Source organism: Marinobacter shengliensis (genome assembly GCF_003007715.1).
In the GTDB taxonomy this organism is placed as follows: domain Bacteria; phylum Pseudomonadota; class Gammaproteobacteria; order Pseudomonadales; family Oleiphilaceae; genus Marinobacter; species Marinobacter shengliensis.
The window spans coordinates 652,210-669,745 of record NZ_PXNO01000023.1 but is presented as its reverse complement, the minus strand read 5'-3'; the positions used below and the strand labels follow the sequence as shown (position 1 = coordinate 669,745).

At 53.8% G+C, this 17,536-nt stretch carries 15 protein-coding genes; 3 read left to right on the top strand and 12 right to left on the bottom strand.

Annotation, left to right across the window (positions count from 1 at the left end; genetic code table 11):
• Nucleotides 1–24: 24 nt before the first annotated feature.
• The 10 genes from C7H10_RS12330 to C7H10_RS12285 all read right to left on the bottom strand — a co-directional run bounded on the left by C7H10_RS12330 (nucleotide 25) and on the right by C7H10_RS12285 (nucleotide 12,578).
• Nucleotides 25–675, bottom strand: a complete 651-nt coding sequence (locus C7H10_RS12330; RefSeq protein ID WP_106695091.1) for a PglD-related sugar-binding protein — start codon at nucleotides 673–675, stop codon at nucleotides 25–27.
• Nucleotides 668–1,822: a UDP-2,4-diacetamido-2,4,6-trideoxy-beta-L-altropyranose hydrolase gene (gene pseG, locus C7H10_RS12325; RefSeq protein WP_106695090.1), complete on the bottom strand. Its 1,155-nt coding sequence runs from the start codon at nucleotides 1,820–1,822 to the stop codon at nucleotides 668–670. The genes C7H10_RS12330 and pseG overlap by 8 nt, the downstream gene beginning before the upstream one ends.
• Complete coding sequence (gene pseF / locus C7H10_RS12320) at nucleotides 1,819–2,508, bottom strand: pseudaminic acid cytidylyltransferase (RefSeq protein ID WP_106695089.1); 690 nt, start codon at nucleotides 2,506–2,508, stop codon at nucleotides 1,819–1,821. The genes pseG and pseF overlap by 4 nt, the downstream gene beginning before the upstream one ends.
• A complete protein-coding gene (gene pseC / locus C7H10_RS12315) occupies nucleotides 2,505–3,677 on the bottom strand; it encodes a UDP-4-amino-4,6-dideoxy-N-acetyl-beta-L-altrosamine transaminase (RefSeq protein WP_106695088.1) in 1,173 nt (390 codons plus the stop codon). The genes pseF and pseC overlap by 4 nt, the downstream gene beginning before the upstream one ends.
• Nucleotides 3,678–3,679: 2 nt before the next feature.
• Entirely contained in the window at nucleotides 3,680–4,678 is a 999-nt protein-coding gene (gene pseB, locus C7H10_RS12310) for a UDP-N-acetylglucosamine 4,6-dehydratase (inverting) (RefSeq protein WP_106695087.1), read from the bottom strand.
• A gap of 40 nt (nucleotides 4,679–4,718) precedes the next feature.
• Nucleotides 4,719–5,960 (bottom strand): lipopolysaccharide biosynthesis protein, encoded by a 1,242-nt coding sequence (locus C7H10_RS12305; RefSeq protein ID WP_106695086.1) that lies wholly within the window; start codon nucleotides 5,958–5,960, stop codon nucleotides 4,719–4,721.
• Nucleotides 5,957–6,928 (bottom strand): Wzz/FepE/Etk N-terminal domain-containing protein, encoded by a 972-nt coding sequence (locus C7H10_RS12300; protein ID WP_106695085.1) that lies wholly within the window; start codon nucleotides 6,926–6,928, stop codon nucleotides 5,957–5,959. The genes C7H10_RS12305 and C7H10_RS12300 overlap by 4 nt, the downstream gene beginning before the upstream one ends.
• 177 nt (nucleotides 6,929–7,105) lie before the next feature.
• The gene (locus C7H10_RS12295) at nucleotides 7,106–9,661 is read right to left on the bottom strand and encodes an SLBB domain-containing protein (RefSeq protein ID WP_106695184.1); all 2,556 of its coding nucleotides are present in this window, start codon (nucleotides 9,659–9,661) and stop codon (nucleotides 7,106–7,108) included.
• Between the two features lie 35 nt (nucleotides 9,662–9,696).
• Nucleotides 9,697–11,202 (bottom strand): capsule assembly Wzi family protein, encoded by a 1,506-nt coding sequence (locus tag C7H10_RS12290; RefSeq protein ID WP_244178273.1) that lies wholly within the window; start codon nucleotides 11,200–11,202, stop codon nucleotides 9,697–9,699.
• Nucleotides 11,199–12,578, bottom strand: a complete 1,380-nt coding sequence (locus C7H10_RS12285; RefSeq protein ID WP_106695183.1) for an undecaprenyl-phosphate glucose phosphotransferase — start codon at nucleotides 12,576–12,578, stop codon at nucleotides 11,199–11,201. The genes C7H10_RS12290 and C7H10_RS12285 overlap by 4 nt, the downstream gene beginning before the upstream one ends.
• A gap of 990 nt (nucleotides 12,579–13,568) precedes the next feature.
• Here C7H10_RS12285 and C7H10_RS12280 point away from each other — a divergent pair.
• From C7H10_RS12280 to C7H10_RS12270, 3 genes are all read left to right on the top strand, one after another.
• On the top strand, nucleotides 13,569–14,456 hold the full coding sequence (locus tag C7H10_RS12280) for an EAL domain-containing protein (RefSeq protein WP_106695083.1): 888 nt from the start codon (nucleotides 13,569–13,571) through the stop codon (nucleotides 14,454–14,456).
• 90 nt (nucleotides 14,457–14,546) lie between these two features.
• Nucleotides 14,547–15,632: a hypothetical protein gene (locus tag C7H10_RS12275; RefSeq protein WP_244178272.1), complete on the top strand. Its 1,086-nt coding sequence runs from the start codon at nucleotides 14,547–14,549 to the stop codon at nucleotides 15,630–15,632.
• 49 nt (nucleotides 15,633–15,681) lie between these two features.
• Complete coding sequence (locus tag C7H10_RS12270; RefSeq protein ID WP_106695082.1) at nucleotides 15,682–16,689, top strand: putative solute-binding protein; 1,008 nt, start codon at nucleotides 15,682–15,684, stop codon at nucleotides 16,687–16,689.
• Nucleotides 16,690–16,756: 67 nt separating this feature from the next.
• Here the strand turns inward: C7H10_RS12270 and C7H10_RS12265 are convergent, their stop codons facing one another.
• Complete coding sequence (locus C7H10_RS12265; RefSeq protein ID WP_106695081.1) at nucleotides 16,757–17,041, bottom strand: hypothetical protein; 285 nt, start codon at nucleotides 17,039–17,041, stop codon at nucleotides 16,757–16,759.
• Between the two features lie 91 nt (nucleotides 17,042–17,132).
• Nucleotides 17,133–17,531, bottom strand: coding sequence for a hypothetical protein (locus C7H10_RS12260; RefSeq protein ID WP_106695080.1), 399 nt, complete (start codon nucleotides 17,529–17,531; stop codon nucleotides 17,133–17,135).
• Nucleotides 17,532–17,536: the final 5 nt, after the last annotated feature.

Sequence of the window (17,536 nt, the reverse complement as noted above, 5' to 3'; positions counted from 1 at the left end):
GAATGCAAGGAGATTTTCAGGGTATTATTTCACTCTTCTGGCTGGATTACCGATCCAGACAGTGCGTGCTTCGATGTCTTTCAGTGCTACGCTTCCAGCGCTCAAAACCCCAAACTCGCCGACCGAGACGCTGTCTCGAACCACGGAATTCGGAGCCACGTGGGCGCCCTTGGCCACTTTGGAATATCCACAAAGCGTGCAGTTCGGCCCGATATCGACAAAGTCCGACACTTCAGCGTCATGGCCCAGATTCGCTCCTGCTCTCACGATAGAATTGCTCCCTATAGAGCTACCAGGCTGGCACGTCACATGCGAACATATGACACTGCCTTTACCCACCGAGACGCCAGAGCCAACTACTGCTGTCGGATGAATCAGGGTGGCGAGTCTGGCTTCAGGAACCTCTAGCGCAGACAGAAGCTCACTCCGCTCCTCCATTTTACCAACGGTAAGTAATGCGAAAACGATCTTAACGTCTGGATCCAGGGCATTCCATTCACTGGGGCGCCCTATAACTTTGTACTCACCGATAAGACTTCCTATCGGTTCGTGATCATTAAGAAAACCCGCCACTTCAATATCGTGGCCAGCTTTTGCCATATCCTCAACCACTTGAGCAATAACACGACCGTTACCGCTGCCACCAATAATTGCGATTCTTTTAATCTCACTCATGCTTGCTGCCTTTCATAACTCTTAACCAGCCATCCGTTTTGGGCCAGTCTGACATGACCTTGAATGCATTTTTTGACATCGTGCGTAAAGCTGCGGGATTTTGGGAAAGCTCTTGCAGGGCTTTAATCAGTTCGAATTCATAGCCCCCATCTCGTGATTTTACTGAAACGACCGCACCCTGCGCCTCAAGCCTTTCTATTGGCTTTTCCTGGTTCTGGGCCAGAGGCACTACTATCGCTGGTAGGCCCAGCAAACACCGCTCCCATAGCATGATGCCTCCGCCACCTATTGCGACGCTCGCATCCAACATCAGCTGTGAAAGGTCGTTCAAGCCAACATGTAAATGGAAGTTTGGCTTGTTCAAGAAAAGTGCTTCCAGTCTGGTTAAGGATGGAAGACTGGCTGGGACCGCGACATCAACTTCAATTCCGGGATTCGTACTCTGGCTTACCCAAGTAAACGAGGCGTTCACGGTGCGGCAGACAAGATCTTCTGGGTCAGTTCCACCAAAACACACCAAGACCTTATTCGGAGGGCCTTGTCTAACAGTGGCTTTATTTCTTGCGGATTCAAATGCTTGGGATAACGGCAGGCAAGACGGACCAGCGAACACGACACAGTGCTGAGGAAGCAGATCTGCCCACTTTTCTACGGGGTTTTCGTGTATCTGGGGGTCGAGCAACACATCTGCGTAATGCGCCGAATTTGCCTGACCGTCAATCGCCAAAACCTTACAATTCGTCTTGCTTGCAAACGCCACCTGCCAGGGTTTTCGAATCAGCATATGGTCGGTAACAACCCAGGCTATCTGTACTCCCGGATATTGGTGAGCAAATGTGTCCGCGCTTTCCTCAGCATCGCCCGCCATCCTTTCAAAGTCGGCTGTCGCGAAGTCGGAACGAAACACGCTAAAAGCCAAACTTTCTTTCTCAGGCAGCAGAACGAGAGCAAAACCAGCCTGCTCTATGACGTGGGTGATGGCGCCTGCTATTTCTCGGCAAATGAAAACCGGCTTGAAACCATTCGCCACCAGGAAGGCTGCCAATGACATACAGCGGCGGACATGGCCAGACCCGATTTCATGCCCACTATCCACGCGGATGGCAACCGTGGGTGCCAGCCGAAGCGTCTCGCTATCCCTCATCATTGGCCGAGCGCTTTAAAAATCAGCTCAGCGACGGCCCAATCTTCTTTGGTATCTATGTCGTGAACCCGGGTGCCAGGGAGCACATAGGCTATCCCCTCGACAGACATTGGGTCTTCGAAGTCCAAAAAGGCTCCAGTCCTCCCCCAATAAAACTGCCCAGCGTCATGGTAAGCCTCTTCAAGATCCTGCGACCTTGTATATCGATGTTCTGGCCACAGCCGTTCGACTCGACCGGCGTCATTAACTCGAAAGCCTCTTTGGATGGGGTAGGCAAACCGACCGGCTGAGAAGACAAATTTTGCGGTGCCTTGGTCCAGCATATCAAAAGCCGATCTCAAGTCGCCTGCCTGTATGAAGGGAGCGGTTGCATAAATGCAGCATACGCAATCGGGCATGCCCCAGCGGGAAGCGGCCTCTTCAATAGCGTGGTTTATCACCGGTCTTGTGGCAGTGTGATCGTCTGCCAGTTCCTGGGGCCGGAAAAAAGGTACTTCAGCCCCATATTGTTGAGCAACCTCAGCAATTTCACGGTCATCGGTTGACACAATCACATGATCGAAGCACTTAGATTCAAGAGCAGCTTCGATCGACCAGGCGATCATGGGTTTTCCGCAGAATTCTTTGATATTTTTGCGAGGAATGCGTTTACTCCCCCCACGGGCTGGAATGACTGCCAACCGTTTCATTTTTCTTCCTTTATATTCAAGACCGACTTCAATACCCTCACTACTTCGTCCTGCTGCTCATCCGTCATTCCCTGAAACATTGGCAGGCTGATCGCCTCACTGTAATACGCCATTGCCTCAGGAAAATCCCCTGCAGTGAATCCCATCGCCTCATAATATGGCTGGGTATGCACGGGAATGTAATGCAAATTTACACCAATGCCCTGTTCCCGGAGAGATTCGAAAACCTCTCGGTGGCTTTTGTTGATCGTTCCCAGGTGCAGGCGAATCACGTACAGGTGCAAGCCGGAATAACTCTCAGGATGCTGCCAGGGCGTAGTTACGGGTAGACCGGCCAGTAAGTGGTCGTAGCGTTTTGCCAGTTCGTGTCGGCGAGCCACAAACGTATCCAATCGGTCCATTTGACTATCGCCAAGAGCTGCTTGCAGTTCGGTCATTCGGTAATTGAAACCCAGCTCGATCTGCTGATAGTACCAGGGCCCGTCTGGCTCATGGGTCATCAAATTCGAGTCCCGGGTAATGCCATGGCTGCGCAAAAGGTTCATGCGGCTTGCCAGCTCATCAGAGTTGGTGACCGCCATGCCGCCTTCCGCGGTGGTGATGATTTTTACAGGGTGAAAGCTGAATATGGTGATGTCGCTGTAGCGGCCATTGCCGATAAACTCTCCCTGATACTTGCCGCCAATCGCGTGGGAGGCGTCTTCTATAATGCGAACGCCATACTGCCGGGCAAGCTTGTGAATCGATTCCATCTCACAGGGTTGCCCGCAGAGGTGAACTGCTACGAGCACTTTGGGTAGGCGGTTTTCCTGACTGGCCCGTTCCAGTTTTTCCGCCAACTTTTCAGGACACAGGTTGTACGTCTGCGGATCAATGTCAACGAAATCCACTTTTGCGCCGCAATACAGGCCACAATTTGCAGAGGCCACAAAGGTTATCGGCGTGGTCCACAGCCAATCTCCCTTCTCCAGGCCCAAAGCGAGACAGGCGAGGTGTAATGCCGAGGTCGCACTATTAACGGCCAACGCATGTTTTGCGCCTACATGGTTCGCCACCTTGGCCTCGAAATCAGGCACTTTGGGGCCCTGAGTCAGAAAGTCTGACTGCAGCACCTCCACCACCGCGTCAATATCGGCCTGGCTGATATCCTGCTTGCCGTAGGGAATCATAGTCAGATCTTACCGATTTCGTTGTAGTGTCGATCAATCCAGGCTTTTAACTCTTCTTCTTCCATCCACTCGGTGTTGTTGTCACTGGAATAGATAAAACCCTCCGGTACTTTCTTACCGTCTTTGATCCGGCTTTCGCAGTTTCCCCAATTATTAATGTTGGGCAGGATCTTGAAGTGCTCCGGATACTCATAGGTAAAGTAGGAGTCCTCGGCGCCAATCATCTGCTCGTGAAGTTTCTCGCCAGGGCGAATGCCGACTACTTCCTGCTTTGCCTCTGGCGCAACCACTCGAGCCAGATCCGTTACCTTCATGGAAGGAATTTTCTTTACGTAGATCTCACCACCAACCATATCTTCGAAAGCGTGCCATACAAGCTCTACACCCTCTTCCAGGCTAATCATGAACCGGGTCATACGTGGGTCAGTAATAGGAAGAACACCCGTGTCTTTAACAGACATGAAGAACGGGACGACCGATCCGCGGGAGCCCATCACGTTGCCGTAACGAACCACGGAGAACTTGGTTTTGTGCCCGCCAGCGTAAGAGTTGCCAGCTACAAAAAGTTTATCAGAAGCCAGTTTAGTGGCTCCGTATAGGTTGATAGGGCTGCTGGCCTTGTCTGTAGACAGCGCCACTACACCTTTGATGCCTTTGTCGATGGCGGCATCGATCAGATTCATGGCACCGTGAATGTTGGTTTTAACGCACTCAAAAGGATTGTACTCTGCGGTCGGCACAATTTTGGTGGCGGCGGCATGCACTACGTAATCGACACCATCCAGTGCCCGGTAGAGGCGGTCCCTGTCACGCACATCGCCGATGAAGAAACGCAGACGATCGTCGCCCTGGAACAACTTGGCCATTTCCCACTGCTTCATTTCATCCCGGGAAAATACAATGATTTTCTTGGGGTTGTATTTTTCCAGGGTCATTGGAATGAATTTGTGGCCGAAGGAACCTGTGCCGCCGGTGACGAGGATGGTGGAGTTTTCAAGCATAGTCACTTTCTCTAGATTTCACTTTAATGAACGAATGGTATCACCGCCAATTGGGGGGTGTTAATCGGTAAAACTGCAAGCCTTTCCAAACAAGGATGAAGCCAAAGCCAGCGATTAATCCCACTGGAACGGCCAAATCGGGCGTAACCGGAGCAAACAATGCAGTGGTTATGATGAAGACAATTAACCCGGCTAGATGACTGACGATGATAGGCTTATCGTGCCCCCGTGCAAAGAGGCCGTAATGGGGCACCATACTCATTACAAACAGAGAATTTGCCAACAATAGCCAGCCAAAAAGATACTGATATTCAAGATACAGAGGCCTGCCCAACCAACGGAGTAAAGGGTCAAGAATAACCCAGGCTACCAGTGAAAAGACCAGTACAAGGGTGGTTGTTTGTTTAACCATCTGCCGGAATTTTTTACGAAATGTACTGGCGTCATCGTCTGCATTGGCCGCGATAAGTGATGGATACAAAAACGTAAACACACCCGCATCCATAAAGCCTAGGAGCGCGTTGCACATACCTATAAACAGCACATAGGCGCCGAGTACATCCAGTCCTACCAGTGCTTCGAACCAATACTTGTCGACAGTATAAAAGGCTCGAAGTGCAAGTGTTGCCACAAGCATGGGGAGTGCTATTCGGATGCCTTTTCGTATCCATTGCCAATCTACGGAATGACTCCATCCGCCCATGCCACTTCTGGCAACCACCACAAAGCCTGTAACCAGTGCCGAAGAGGCCCCGACGATCCATGCGGCCAAGACAGTTTCCAGAGAACGATATTCAACCTCTACACCCATTAGGGCGATCACAGCCAGGCACCAGGCTCCGGCCCGTAAAAACAGAATCCAGCTAGCTACAAGTTGCCGGGATAGCATGACCAACAGACGATTAAGTTCTTGTGTTAGGTGCTCAAGAACGAGTAAACACAGAAACCACGGCAACAACCGCCAAGGCAATAATTCGAATACAAACAGAGTTAGAGTCAGCGGCAGGAAGACTGAATAAAGCAAGCCCCATAAAGCTGCCTGGCTCTTCAGCAATCGTCCTCTAAATCCCCACTCGGTTTTTAATATCTCTCTGTTCGCGTATACATAAAAGTCCATGCCGAGGAAAAACAAGGCATAGCTAATTGTGACTGTTAGCAGGCCGTACAACCCAAGGTCTGAAGGCTCAAGGTAACGCGCTAGCAGAAAGATAAGGAAAAATTTACTTGCTAACGTAGTACCTCGAAGACCGATATTCGTTAGCCGAATAAAAATTTGCTTCATTGCGTATCAGGGCTGCTGGCATCTACCCTCTTGAGCGACATGTTTTCAGCACTGCCGATAAACGCCCTGACAAACACAATGAATACGCCGACCATGCCGCCAAGAAGCGTTGCAATGACACAAATGAGTGCTCGCTTAGGCTCACTCTTTTCTTCCGGAACCACCGCCGGGTCTACGGTACGGAACACATATTCCCGTTGAGCATTGGCAAGCATTACTGTGCGGGTTTCGTTTTCGATGAGTTGGTAAAACACCTGCTGCATGCCGGCGATGTTGGTTTCCTTGAGTTTGGCGTCCAGGTAGGCAATGCTCGCTTCTGCTTCTTCAACATCCTGTTCTCGCATGTGCTCATTAATATCGTGCACCAACCATTGCGCCCACTGCTGCGCCGCGCGGGGTGAGTAGTGTTTTACACTCACAGTTATCATTCCGGTGTCTTTGGCCTCGCTCACACTGAGGTGGTCTTCTCTGAAGGCCTTTACCAAATCCCAGTTGGTGGGCTCCTGGCTCTTACCTTTCCGGTTTGGCAACCATTCTCCCGTATTCGGGTTGTAGACATCTGTGTCGTAAATCCATTCATCGCTTTCCTCTCGCCAACCTTTGACGGCATGCAAAGGAATCACCAGGTTATGGCGGTGGATGAAGGATGTGAGGAAGGCCCGTGACTGTAGCACCTCTTTGGCAATAACAGTCCGATTGGAGTTTCCTCCACCCAGGCTGATACCCGCCAGGCTGGCCAGGCCACCTAGCTGGCCATTAATACCACCCATTTTGCTTTCATCGTTGGCTGGGGCCAGGAGGACGCTTGACTGGTAGATGTCGGGTTTGTATAGGGCGTAGGCTATGCCTGCGGCGGCGAAGACGAATGTTAAACCCAGGATAAGCCATTTTCCTTGCCATAGGGTGGCGAAGAGTTCTCGGAGGTCTATTTCGTCGTCTGGGTAATGTGTTGTGGTTTGTTCGGCCACGGATATTGTTCCTTGGTTTAGCTTGGGTGCCTGGTGGGTCAGACCCCGTTCGGGGTCAGACCCTGGCCAATCCGGCCACTTGTATTGTGCCTTGGTTTGGCTTGGGTGCCTGATGGGTCAGACCCCATTCGGGGTCAGACCCTTGGCCGTCGGCGCTAGCCGTCGATCTTGGCCGCTTTACAGGTTGCCTACGGCGGCGGCGCCCAGGGCGATTTGGTAGACGATCTGGCTTACGTTGGTCCAGAGTTCCAGTTGGTTCAGGCGGTCTACGTCTATCGGCATGATGACGGTATCGCCGGGCTCTAGTTGCTGGCTTCTGCCGCCGAACCAGCGGCTGCGCTGGGGAAGTGTCACTGAGCCGTCGGCTTTTACTATGTAGACTCGGCTTTCGTCTGCCTGGCGGGTTGGGCCGCCGGAGCGTTCTAAATAGTCATCCACGGTCAGGCCGGCCTGGTGCAGGTGGCTGGTGGGGAATTGTACTTCGCCGAATACGGAAACGGACTGCGGGATGATGGGTACTGTTAGCCGGTCGCCGTCTTGCAGGCGGATGGCCTGGTAGTTTTCGTTTTCCAGGACAGCGGCCAGGTCTATGACCATTCGGCCAATTGGGCGGCTGCTTTGTACTTCTTCCAGCAGGTCTTGTACTTGCTGGACTCGCTCGGCGTTCTGGCCACCGAAGCTGTCGCCTTGCAGCTGCACGCCAAGCAAATCACCTTGCAGTCGTTCTTCGGCTTCACGCAGTCGCTGGGCTTCCAGTTGGCGGAGTTTTTCACGGGTGAATACGGCGCCGCGGGGGAAGGCGTTGCTAGTTACGCCCCCTGCCCTTTGCAGTACGTCTTTCAGGGTTTCGCCATCGCGGAAGGTGTATTCGCCGGGGTAGCGCACTTCACCGGCCAGTGTGATGGTGCGGGTCTTGGCGAAGTCCGGGATGGATTTGATCAGGATGGTGTCGCGGCTTTGCAAGCTGACGTCTGCGTTGCCCGCCATGGCGTCTGCCAGGTTTACGTTGAGGATGTTGGTCTGGCCGATGCCATCGTCATCGGTGGTGTAACGGGCCACTTCGGCTTGATATAGAGAGGCGGAATCTTTCAACCCGCCAGCAACAAATACGGCATCCGCCAGGCTACGGGTGGCAGGCATGGGGTATTCGCCGGGGTAGCGCACTGGGCCACTGATGCGGATGGTCTGTTGGGGGCTACCGGGCCGGGCCTGGGCTTTCAGGCGCTGGAGAACCGGTGCGAACAGGCGTTCCCGGGTGAAGTTCTCCGGGCCCTGTTCTGACGCGCCTTTCTCAGCGTTAGCTAATGCCCCGTTCTCACTCTCATTTTCTGGTTTCTGCTGCAAATCCACTTTGCCTGCATCTGAAAACAGGAACAGGCGGTCTCGCTCTTCCAGTACCAGGTCGTGCTCGCCGCCCGGGCTTCGCACCGCTTCTCTGAGACGGAGGTTAAGCACGGAAATGGTGTCGTCTTTGGGGTTGGTACGAACGACAGCGGCGTATTGCTTGTCTGCGACCGGGAGCAGATCGGCATCCAGGTTGCGGATTATGGAACTCACGCGCATACCCGGCATCCAGGCGAATTTACCAACACGGGTGGCTGCGCCTTTTACTTCCACGTATTGGCCGGTGATGTCTGAGATAGACGGTATGCGAACACGGTCGCCCGCTTGTACGCGTGTGTTCTGGCCCTGTTGGGCGGTGTAGTCTGCCTCTGCGATGATGCGCAGGAAATCCTGGTTGGTACGCTCGATGTTAACTCGCTGGGGATAGGCTTGCGGGGTTAGGCCGCCGGCCATACGCACCAGGTCGGCCAGGGTGTTGTCTCCTTTGAGTTCATAAAGTGCCGGGCGGTATACCTCGCCGTCTATGCCGGCGCGTTTGCCTACGGGTGGGATGAAGATGACATCGCCCGGCTGCAAGCGGTTGTCTGCGCTGCTGTCGCCTTTGAGGAGCAGGTCGTACAGGTCCAGGGTGCCTACGAGTTTGCCGTTGCGTTTGTGTTGTACGTTACGCAGGGAGCCGTTCTGCTTTACCCCGCCGGAGACATACAGGGCGTTGGTGATGGTAGACAGGGAGCTGACGGTGTAGGAGCCGGGGTTGCGGGCTTCACCCAGAACGAACACCCGCATGCTGCGCAGTTCGCCCAGGGTAATGGAGGCTTCTACGCCGATGTACTGTTCAGATACCCGCTTGCGGATTTGTTGGCGGGCTTCGTCGAAGCTCAGGCCTGCCACGGTGACCGGGCCGGAATCCGGGAAGCTGATGGTGCCATCGCGGCTGATGGGCAGTTCCAGATTCTGGTTCTGATTGCCCCACATTTGTATGCGCAGTACGTCGCCCGGGCCCAGGGTGTAATCGGAGGGGACGGGGATTTCTGTGACCGGTGCGAAAGTGGTGGGGCTGCCAGCGAAGAGGTCGTATCCGTAGGGCTTGAGGCCGCCGTTTTTGGCGGTTTGTTTGTCTTGCTGTTCTTTTTGTTCGCGAGCCCGGTCACGTTCTTCATCGGTGATGGTGGTTACCGGCTCTACTACGTTGACCTGTTCCGGACGCTGGGTGGTGCGTTGGGCGCCGGTAAGACTGCCAAGATCCACACCATATTGACGTGCCAATGCTTCTTGTTGAGCCTGGGGTAGACGCTTGAATTGCTCGATCTGGGCTTGGCTGGGAGCCTGGGCACCAGCCGCCAAAGGGAACAGTATCGCGAGTGCCAGTAACAGCTTTTTCAAATTCACTTGGGCTGATTCCATTTGTTTGTGTGCGAAGTCGATCAAAAGCGGTAAGTCCAGCTTGCTGCAGCAGACCACTGGTCTTGTTCACCGCCTAGCAGCCGGATTTTTTTGTCCGTGGCTTGAACATTCAGGTTCAACCAACCGTTCATGAATTCTGTTCCATACCCTGCGCTGGCTATAACAACTTTTTGCGCGCCATCTGGCACAAAGTAGGCGATCTTGTTATCGGGCTGAACAACTCGATTTCTGCCATCTTTGTTCAGGTTGGCGTGGCTGAGTGAGAAGCTAAGGTCGCTGCCATTATTCATGAAATGAAACAGCCCTACTGTGAGGGTTTCCGAATCGCCATCAAATGTTGAGGCCATGTTTCTGCCCAAGTACTGGTAGCCTGTTCTGTATCGGCCATGACTGTAGGCATAATCGGGAATGGTACTGCCAAAAAGATCGTCGGCCAGAGTGTTGGCATACTCAACAAACCACTGTTGGTCAGCGCTCATTAACTGAGTAGTCCAATCTGTCCCGAACAACCAGGACTTCCGGGAGGGCATGTAACCAGCCTCGTCTTCTCCCATCATCTCTACATAAAAACTCATGGTTTGCTCACCAACTGGGAAACCATAGCGAATATCAATGGCACCCAACTGGTTACCCGGGTCTGAGCCGTCATAGGCGTTATCGTCACCGATGAAAGCATCCCAGAAGGTAGAGAGGCTCTGAGAATAACCTTCTCCGCCAAACATAATAGCCCGCGAGAAGCCTATATCCAGCCCGGTTATGGGCCTTAAGGCCAACCGCATTCCTACCAGGCGTGTTTCAGGAACGACACGCTCTTTTTCCATCTGCCCCGCAAAGACGGTGAGATTCCAGGGGCCAATCCAGCTAAGCCAAGGGTGCTCTGGTGCGGCTGTATCGGCTCGGTTCACGAACACCGCTGGCATTGGCCTGGCATTTGTAGAGAGGAGCAAAGACGATTGCCAACCTGGCCCCCACCAGCGATCAATGGCACCAACTCCGACCACCCAGTTTCCAACAACGCCAGCCACATAGGAGCCGTCTGCACGGAAATCCTTATCATCTGACGGGTTGGCGGCGTATTGAGGCGATAATCCCATGGCCAGGTATTCACCTTGCCACTGAACCGTCAGGGCTACCTCACCCTCTTCCCTCGGTTTTTGTTGGAAACCTCTCACAAAACCAGGCTCAGAAGTGCCCCCAACCATGATTTCTGAGCGGAACCCGGAGCGCCCCTGTTCTGTTCGTTCGAAACGCAAATAGGCATTTTGGGAACCGGTAGCGGGAAGGTCGCTGGAAACGCCAGTCGTTATCCCACTATCTATGTCATTCCACATAATCGGCCAGGTCGTTACACCCCGCTCGTAATGGCCACGATCTGCCAGTTTCTGAACGGCGTGCCTGGCTCTCAAATCGCCCGGTTCAAGCCATGGTGCGGCATTCAGTGCTGATGACGCTATAAGCGCAGGTACAAAGACGGTTAAACGACGGTTCCGAAGGGATTTCATTAAAATTTTTCCGCTTGTGCTCAATAGATGTTCTTAGACAGCAGCGTAAATGGTGTTTTGAGCAGGATTTTGATATCCAACCAAAGACTCCAGTGGTTGATGTATTCCAGGTCCAACTCCACTCGTTTTTGCATTTTATCGATCGTATCGGTTTCACCACGATAACCGCTGATCTGGGCAAGCCCGGTAATACCGGGTTTAATACGATGACGAGCCATGTACGCAAGAATCTTATCTGAGTAGTAGTCGTTATGAGCTACAGCATGCGGACGTGGGCCAACTAAAGACATGTCTCCGCGTAAGACGTTGAATAGTTGAGGCAATTCATCGAGAGATGAACGGCGAAGAAAGCGCCCAACTCTGGTTACTCTCGGGTCTTCCTTCTGCGCCTGTTTAACCTGAGCATCATTGTGAACCTTCATCGAACGAAATTTCAGGACGTTAATAATATTTCCGTTCCAACCATGGCGTTTTTGCTTGAAGAGGATCGGGCCTGGGGAGGATATTCTAACCGCCATTGCGCAAGCCAAAAGAACCGGGCTGGCCAGAACGATGCCAAGCAAGGCAACCGTTCGGTCCATGAACGATTTCATCAAAGCACTGCCTGGATACGAGGTTAGAGGGCTCTCGTTAAGATGAATTGCTGCGAGCCCGCCAAGATTGTGGATACTGTGATTGAGCAGCTTCAGGTTTGCGAAGTCAGGTACCCATATGACGTCGACATTGGCGTCCAGCAAATCTACATACAGCCCTTCTATCTGATCAGTTTCCCTGGCGGGAAGCGCTATGTAGACCCGATCTACCTTACTTTCCTGAAGCAAGGCGCGCAGCTGGCTTACCACTCCCAGTGTCGGAAAGTAGGTTGTTTTCGCCAGATCAGATTCCTGATCGTCATCGAGCGCAACAATACCAAGCATTTGTTCTTTGCGCTCGTATCGGAGCTTGGTGGCCAGATTGAATGCCAGTTGGCCAGAACCAATGACAATCGAAGCCGTTGACGCACTCAGCTTATCTTCAAACTTTCTCGCGAGTCTATGCAGTGACAGGTACGCGACTGCCTGTAAGGCAAATCCACCACTTATCCACTGAAGAACCACTTCTCGTGAATATACTTCAGTCGTTTTGGTGACGAATCCAATAAAAATCAGCGTGCCAGTCAGAGTCGCCCACACTGCCGCCAATCGGGCAATTCCTACCAAATAGCCATTGCGGGTGCTGTACAAACGGAACAAGGCACAAAGCGGCACCGCAAGAAGCGCAGAAATAACAGCCAGGATCCGGTACGCGGAGGAAACGTCACCGGACTTATCCAATGTTAGTGCCACCAGCAATCCCACCTGGATAACAGTAGCAATAAACCATTGTCCCCAGAATATTAACTGGACGGGCGCACTCGCCATTGGGGCGAGAGGGTATTCGTGGCGCGGTTTACTGAGTTTCACACCGGCGATCGATTGAGCGTTAAATTTTGGGCGAGACAGATCGTTCATCTATATCCAAACGCTGACGTTGGTGGCTCTGGCTGAGAGAAGTGCACGGTCAAACACGCTACCGCCCCACCGACCAGGGCCCAGTGTTTTGAGGTCATAGGATTCTAATTATCTGGAGACAAGGATAGAACGAAATAAGCGGGAGGAGAGTTCCTAACGCGATCCTTGTCAGGTTGTTTATGGTGTATTTCAGAAGTGTGACGATTCTACGGGATGCTGGGTTACACGCAAGTGACAAAAAGGCTGACTGAGTATTTTGTGGACAGATTTGGGGGTTAAAGTTTGTGAAATATTCCGGAATGCAAGTAACTTGGTCACATTTTCAGCGACTTATCTAAGGGTCTGTCCCCGTATGGGGACTGACCCATTTTGGACCCATGGGCTCTAGTTTGGTGGCAGGGACGGGCAAAAGGGGGGCAGTCCGCATTTGGGGACAGACCCTTGCCCATGGGTTCTTGTTTGGTGCAATAGACGGGCAAAGGTGGGTCAGTCCCCATGCGGGGACAGACCCTTGGGACAGACCCATAAAAACCAAAAAAAAGCCCGCGGCAGTGGCGGGCAAACAGAACAAGCGACTTCAGTCTCGGTCAGGTCGGCAACACGCTTTACGGAGTACAGCTTTGCAGCGTTCCGAGACTGAGCGAACCAAAGCGTTCGGAGGAGGACTACGATTGGGGCCGGAAACCCCGCTTTAGTTCGCATTTATTATGCTATACGATGCTTTTGCGTTTTTCATCCTTTTCGGTGGATTTTTATGGAATAACGTCAGCGGTTTCTATTTCAGCGGGGCTGATTGGCCAAGCCGCCCACTGTCGTGTGCCATTTACGCCATAACCCTGGCCTGTTCTGCACCTGTATAGTCAGAATACGCAACCTCATTCGATAAAAAGAAGGTGTGTCATGCCGGAATGCGCGGTTTCTGAGCTCGGTAAGATTGATCCTGCAACACGGATTCGGGATGTTATTCGGTCTGTGGGTTTTGACCTGGTGTTTCAGCCCAAGGTGGCGTTCAGCCATGGCAAGCTGGGTGGTATTGAGGTGCTGGTGCGGTGGCCAGAGGTGGTGTCTGGCCGGCAGGCACCGGATCAGTTTGTGCCCCTGGCGGAACAGCACGGGCTGGCCCCGATGCTGGACCTCCACGTTCTGGAGCGCACGCTTCGAACCTGGCGTTCCTGGTCTGCCCTTACCCGCCTTTGCTGGAGCCCTTTCCCTATTTCGGTGAATGTCTCTGCCATGAGCGTTCAGGATGAAGACTTCCTGCGCTCGGTTACCTGGCTGCTGGCAGAATCACCCCGGCCCAAGCTGATGTTTGAGCTGACCGAAACCGCGCCTTTCCATAACCCGTTGGCAGCGGCGCAAACGCTGGAAGCGCTCTCAGGCCACGGTATTCAGGTATCGCTGGATGATTTCTGCACCGGCTTCAACAACCACGAACGCCTGGGCACGCTGCCGGTGGCGGAACTGAAGATCGACCGGGAAGATACCGCCAAACTCGACACGGTTGCCGGCATTCGCCATGTGGGGCAGATGATTGAGCAGGCCAAGGCCGCAGGGCTGACGGTAACGGCGGAAGGTATCGAATGCCGGGACCAATGGAAGACGCTGCGCACCCTGGGTTGCGATTACGGCCAGGGCTACTGGCTGTGCCCGCCCCTGAGCGCTTCAGATGCGGTGGAGTTCGTGCAGGGCTACACCCCAAGCCGGTTGCTGACGGCCACCAACGAGGAACACAGCGCCCTCGAGGCCGTTGATCTTGCCCCGGGACTTGTCCATAATTTGCCAAAATGAATTAAGCATGAATTAGTCCATTCGATTAATTTAATGTAAGAAAACCGATAAAAGACCAACACATCCAACAATTACAACAAGAGGCAGCCCATGACAAAGGCCTTGATCCATCGCTTACGTGAACGTAGCGCCCAGGCGCTGGGTGCATTCTCCGCTGGCAAAACGGTTCTGCTTGCCGGCGCCGCCCTTACCCTGGCCGGCTGCTCGGCCAACCCGGTATACACCACCACGGGCATTGTGCTCTCCAATTACGCGGAGGGCGAAGCCACTCCCTATGTGCTGGAAATGAAAGACCCGGAGATGGCCTGTGCACTGGGGTTGTCACTGGACCCGCTGGTGTATTCCTTCTCCCGCGTGACTTCCCCACCCGACACCACCGGCTCTTTGCTGATGCTGCTGGCGGCGAACTGTTCTGAATACAACGCCATGGAGGCGGAGATCGCGTACCTTCGCGCTGACCACGAGGGCAATGTGAACGAAGCGCGGGATGCGCGCGAACAGGTCAAGCGGCTGAACGCGGAAATTGCCCACCGCCGCCTGCTGGCGTTTGAGCGTGCCATGGCCGCCTATAAGTTTGACCCGGGCGCCGAGCCGGTTGAATGCCCGTTCCTGTTTGATGACCAGGATGAACTGACCTTTCTGATGGGCCTGGTAACGGGCATGCAGGCCATTGTGAACGATGCCAACTCCGGCGCTATGGCAGGCATTCCGCGCAACATTGCGCCGCAAGCCGAGCGGGCCGTGCGCTGTGTAGAGAATGACAAGTGGGGCGGCGTGCCCAATGCGGTGCGGGCCCTCGTTTGGCTGTTGCTGCCGGATACCCGCCCGCCGATGTCCCCAGACCCATGGCAGGTACTGGAACACAGCCGGGAGCTGGGTTTTGATCGGGGCTTCCGGGTAGCCAGTGCATTGGAAGTGGTGGCAGCGGAAACCTTTGGTCGGCCGGATGTGCTGGAAGAAGCAATCCGTGCAGCCGCCGATGCGGAATCGGATATGGAGGTGTCCTCGGCCTACCGATTGCTGGATAGCGTCGCGCACCGGGTGTTGCTGCATTCCTCTGATAAACACTGGGCCGCCAACTATGGCTACCGAACACCGTCCAACTCATTTGGTAGCCTATCGCCGGTATCGTCCAACCGATCAACACAAACAATGGATCTGGACGACCTCCTATAAGGTCGCCCCTGACTGAAAACAAAGACAATGTCTGACGGGAGTAATAACCATGCGTAAGTTTATCGGAGCTCTGGCACTCACTTGTGCCGCCCCGCTGGCCTCGGCCAACACCATGTCTGTTTGCGTGTTCGATGTCATCGGTGCCAACGGCGATGTGTTCAACGTGATGAAGGATTATGCCCTGGAGATGCGTTCTCTGGGGGTTAACCTGCAACTGAAGCCCTATACCGATGAAGGCGTGGCGGTGGGCGATTTCAACGCCGGCCAATGCGATGCGGTGGCCGCCACAGACCTGCGCACCCGGCCATTCAACAAGTTTACCGGCTCGATCAGTGCGGTGGGTGCCCTGCCCACCTACGACAACCTGGAAACCCTGCTGGCTACCCTGGCTCAGCCCCGGGCAGCAGATTTGATGAAGAGCGATGGCTACGAGGTGCTGGGTATTTTTCCGGTGGGTGCCGGTTACCTGTTTGTGAATGACCGCTCCATCAACACCGCTGGCGCCCTGGCGGGCAAGCGGATGGCCACCCTGGACTACCAGAAAGACGCCATCCACATGGTGAACTACGTGAAGGCCACCGTGGTGCCATCCGACATCACCAATTTTGCCGGTAAGTTCAACAACGGCTCGGTAGACACCGCCTACGCGCCAGCCTTCGCCTATGAGGCCCTGGAACTGTACAAAGGTATTGAGCCCAACGGCGGCGTGGTGGACTACCCGCTGGCGCAGCTGACGGTACAACTGATTGCCCGTGAGGGCGTGGTGGATGGCGACACCGCCCAGAAGGCCCGGGAAGCGGCCTGGGACATGTACCCGCAGGTGATGAACCTGATCAAAAGCCAGGAAGCGGCCATTCCGGATGAAAAATGGATCAAGATCCCCGATGAGGACATTGTGGGTTATCAGGAAATGTTCCGGGAGAACCGCCTGGAGATGCGGGATGGCGTAAACCGCGCCCCATCTGTCTACGACCCGCGCATGCTCAAACTGATGGCCAACATCCGCTGCGCAAGCAATCCGGGTGCGGCTGAGTGTACGGCGGATAACCGGGAATAAACTTTTGGGGTCAGACCCCAGGACATTTGATGAGGTGAAATGTCCGGGGGTCTGACCCCAATTTGGTTTACGAGGTGGTTTTGGCGCGTTGGCTGGTGGTGGCGGTTTTGGTTTCGCCCTGATCGCGTTTGATCAACTGCTCTGCGCTGATGTCTGACAAGGCCAGTGAGCCGTGGCATACCGCAGCTACCTGGCGGCTGAATTCCTGCGTCATGTAACGTTCAGACGTTTGCGCCTCGGCTTCACCAGAGCGTGCCCTGAGCTCACGACCACTGAGTAGCTGTACGGTCATTCCGTTCTCTGCCATGGCTCGGACGGCGTTTAGGTAGGCGTTCTGGTATTCCTGGCGCATGATGTTCTCCACTGTCTCAAATTAACCATTTGAGTTGCGTTGATTCTTTCAATAAATACATACGTCCTTTCTGTATTATCAGCTTAGTATATTAGCCTACTTTGGCTAATTCGCTGACCATTGTCACATAATCCTCATAATACTTTACAGGAGTAATCCACTCCCGTCGTATCAGACCTTCGTCTGAGGCTATGTCATCGCGCAGGCAGGAGATCAGGATGTAGCCGTAGGTTTTGTAGAAGGCTTTGATTTCATGGCCCTGATGCACATCCGCAGATGACTGCCAGTCGGCATAGACCACGTATTCTTCGCCATCCAGCTCGAACGAGACCATCTGGGGCGAGGCCTTGCCAAAGGATTCGTTCAGGAATACGGCATTATTGGGCGCACCGCCGGAAGCCGGCAGGCCGTAGAGGAACCAGATCACGTTGGCGACATCACCGCTCTGATCTCTCTGGATTGCGACTGTTCCGTCCAGAACAATAGCCATAGCGT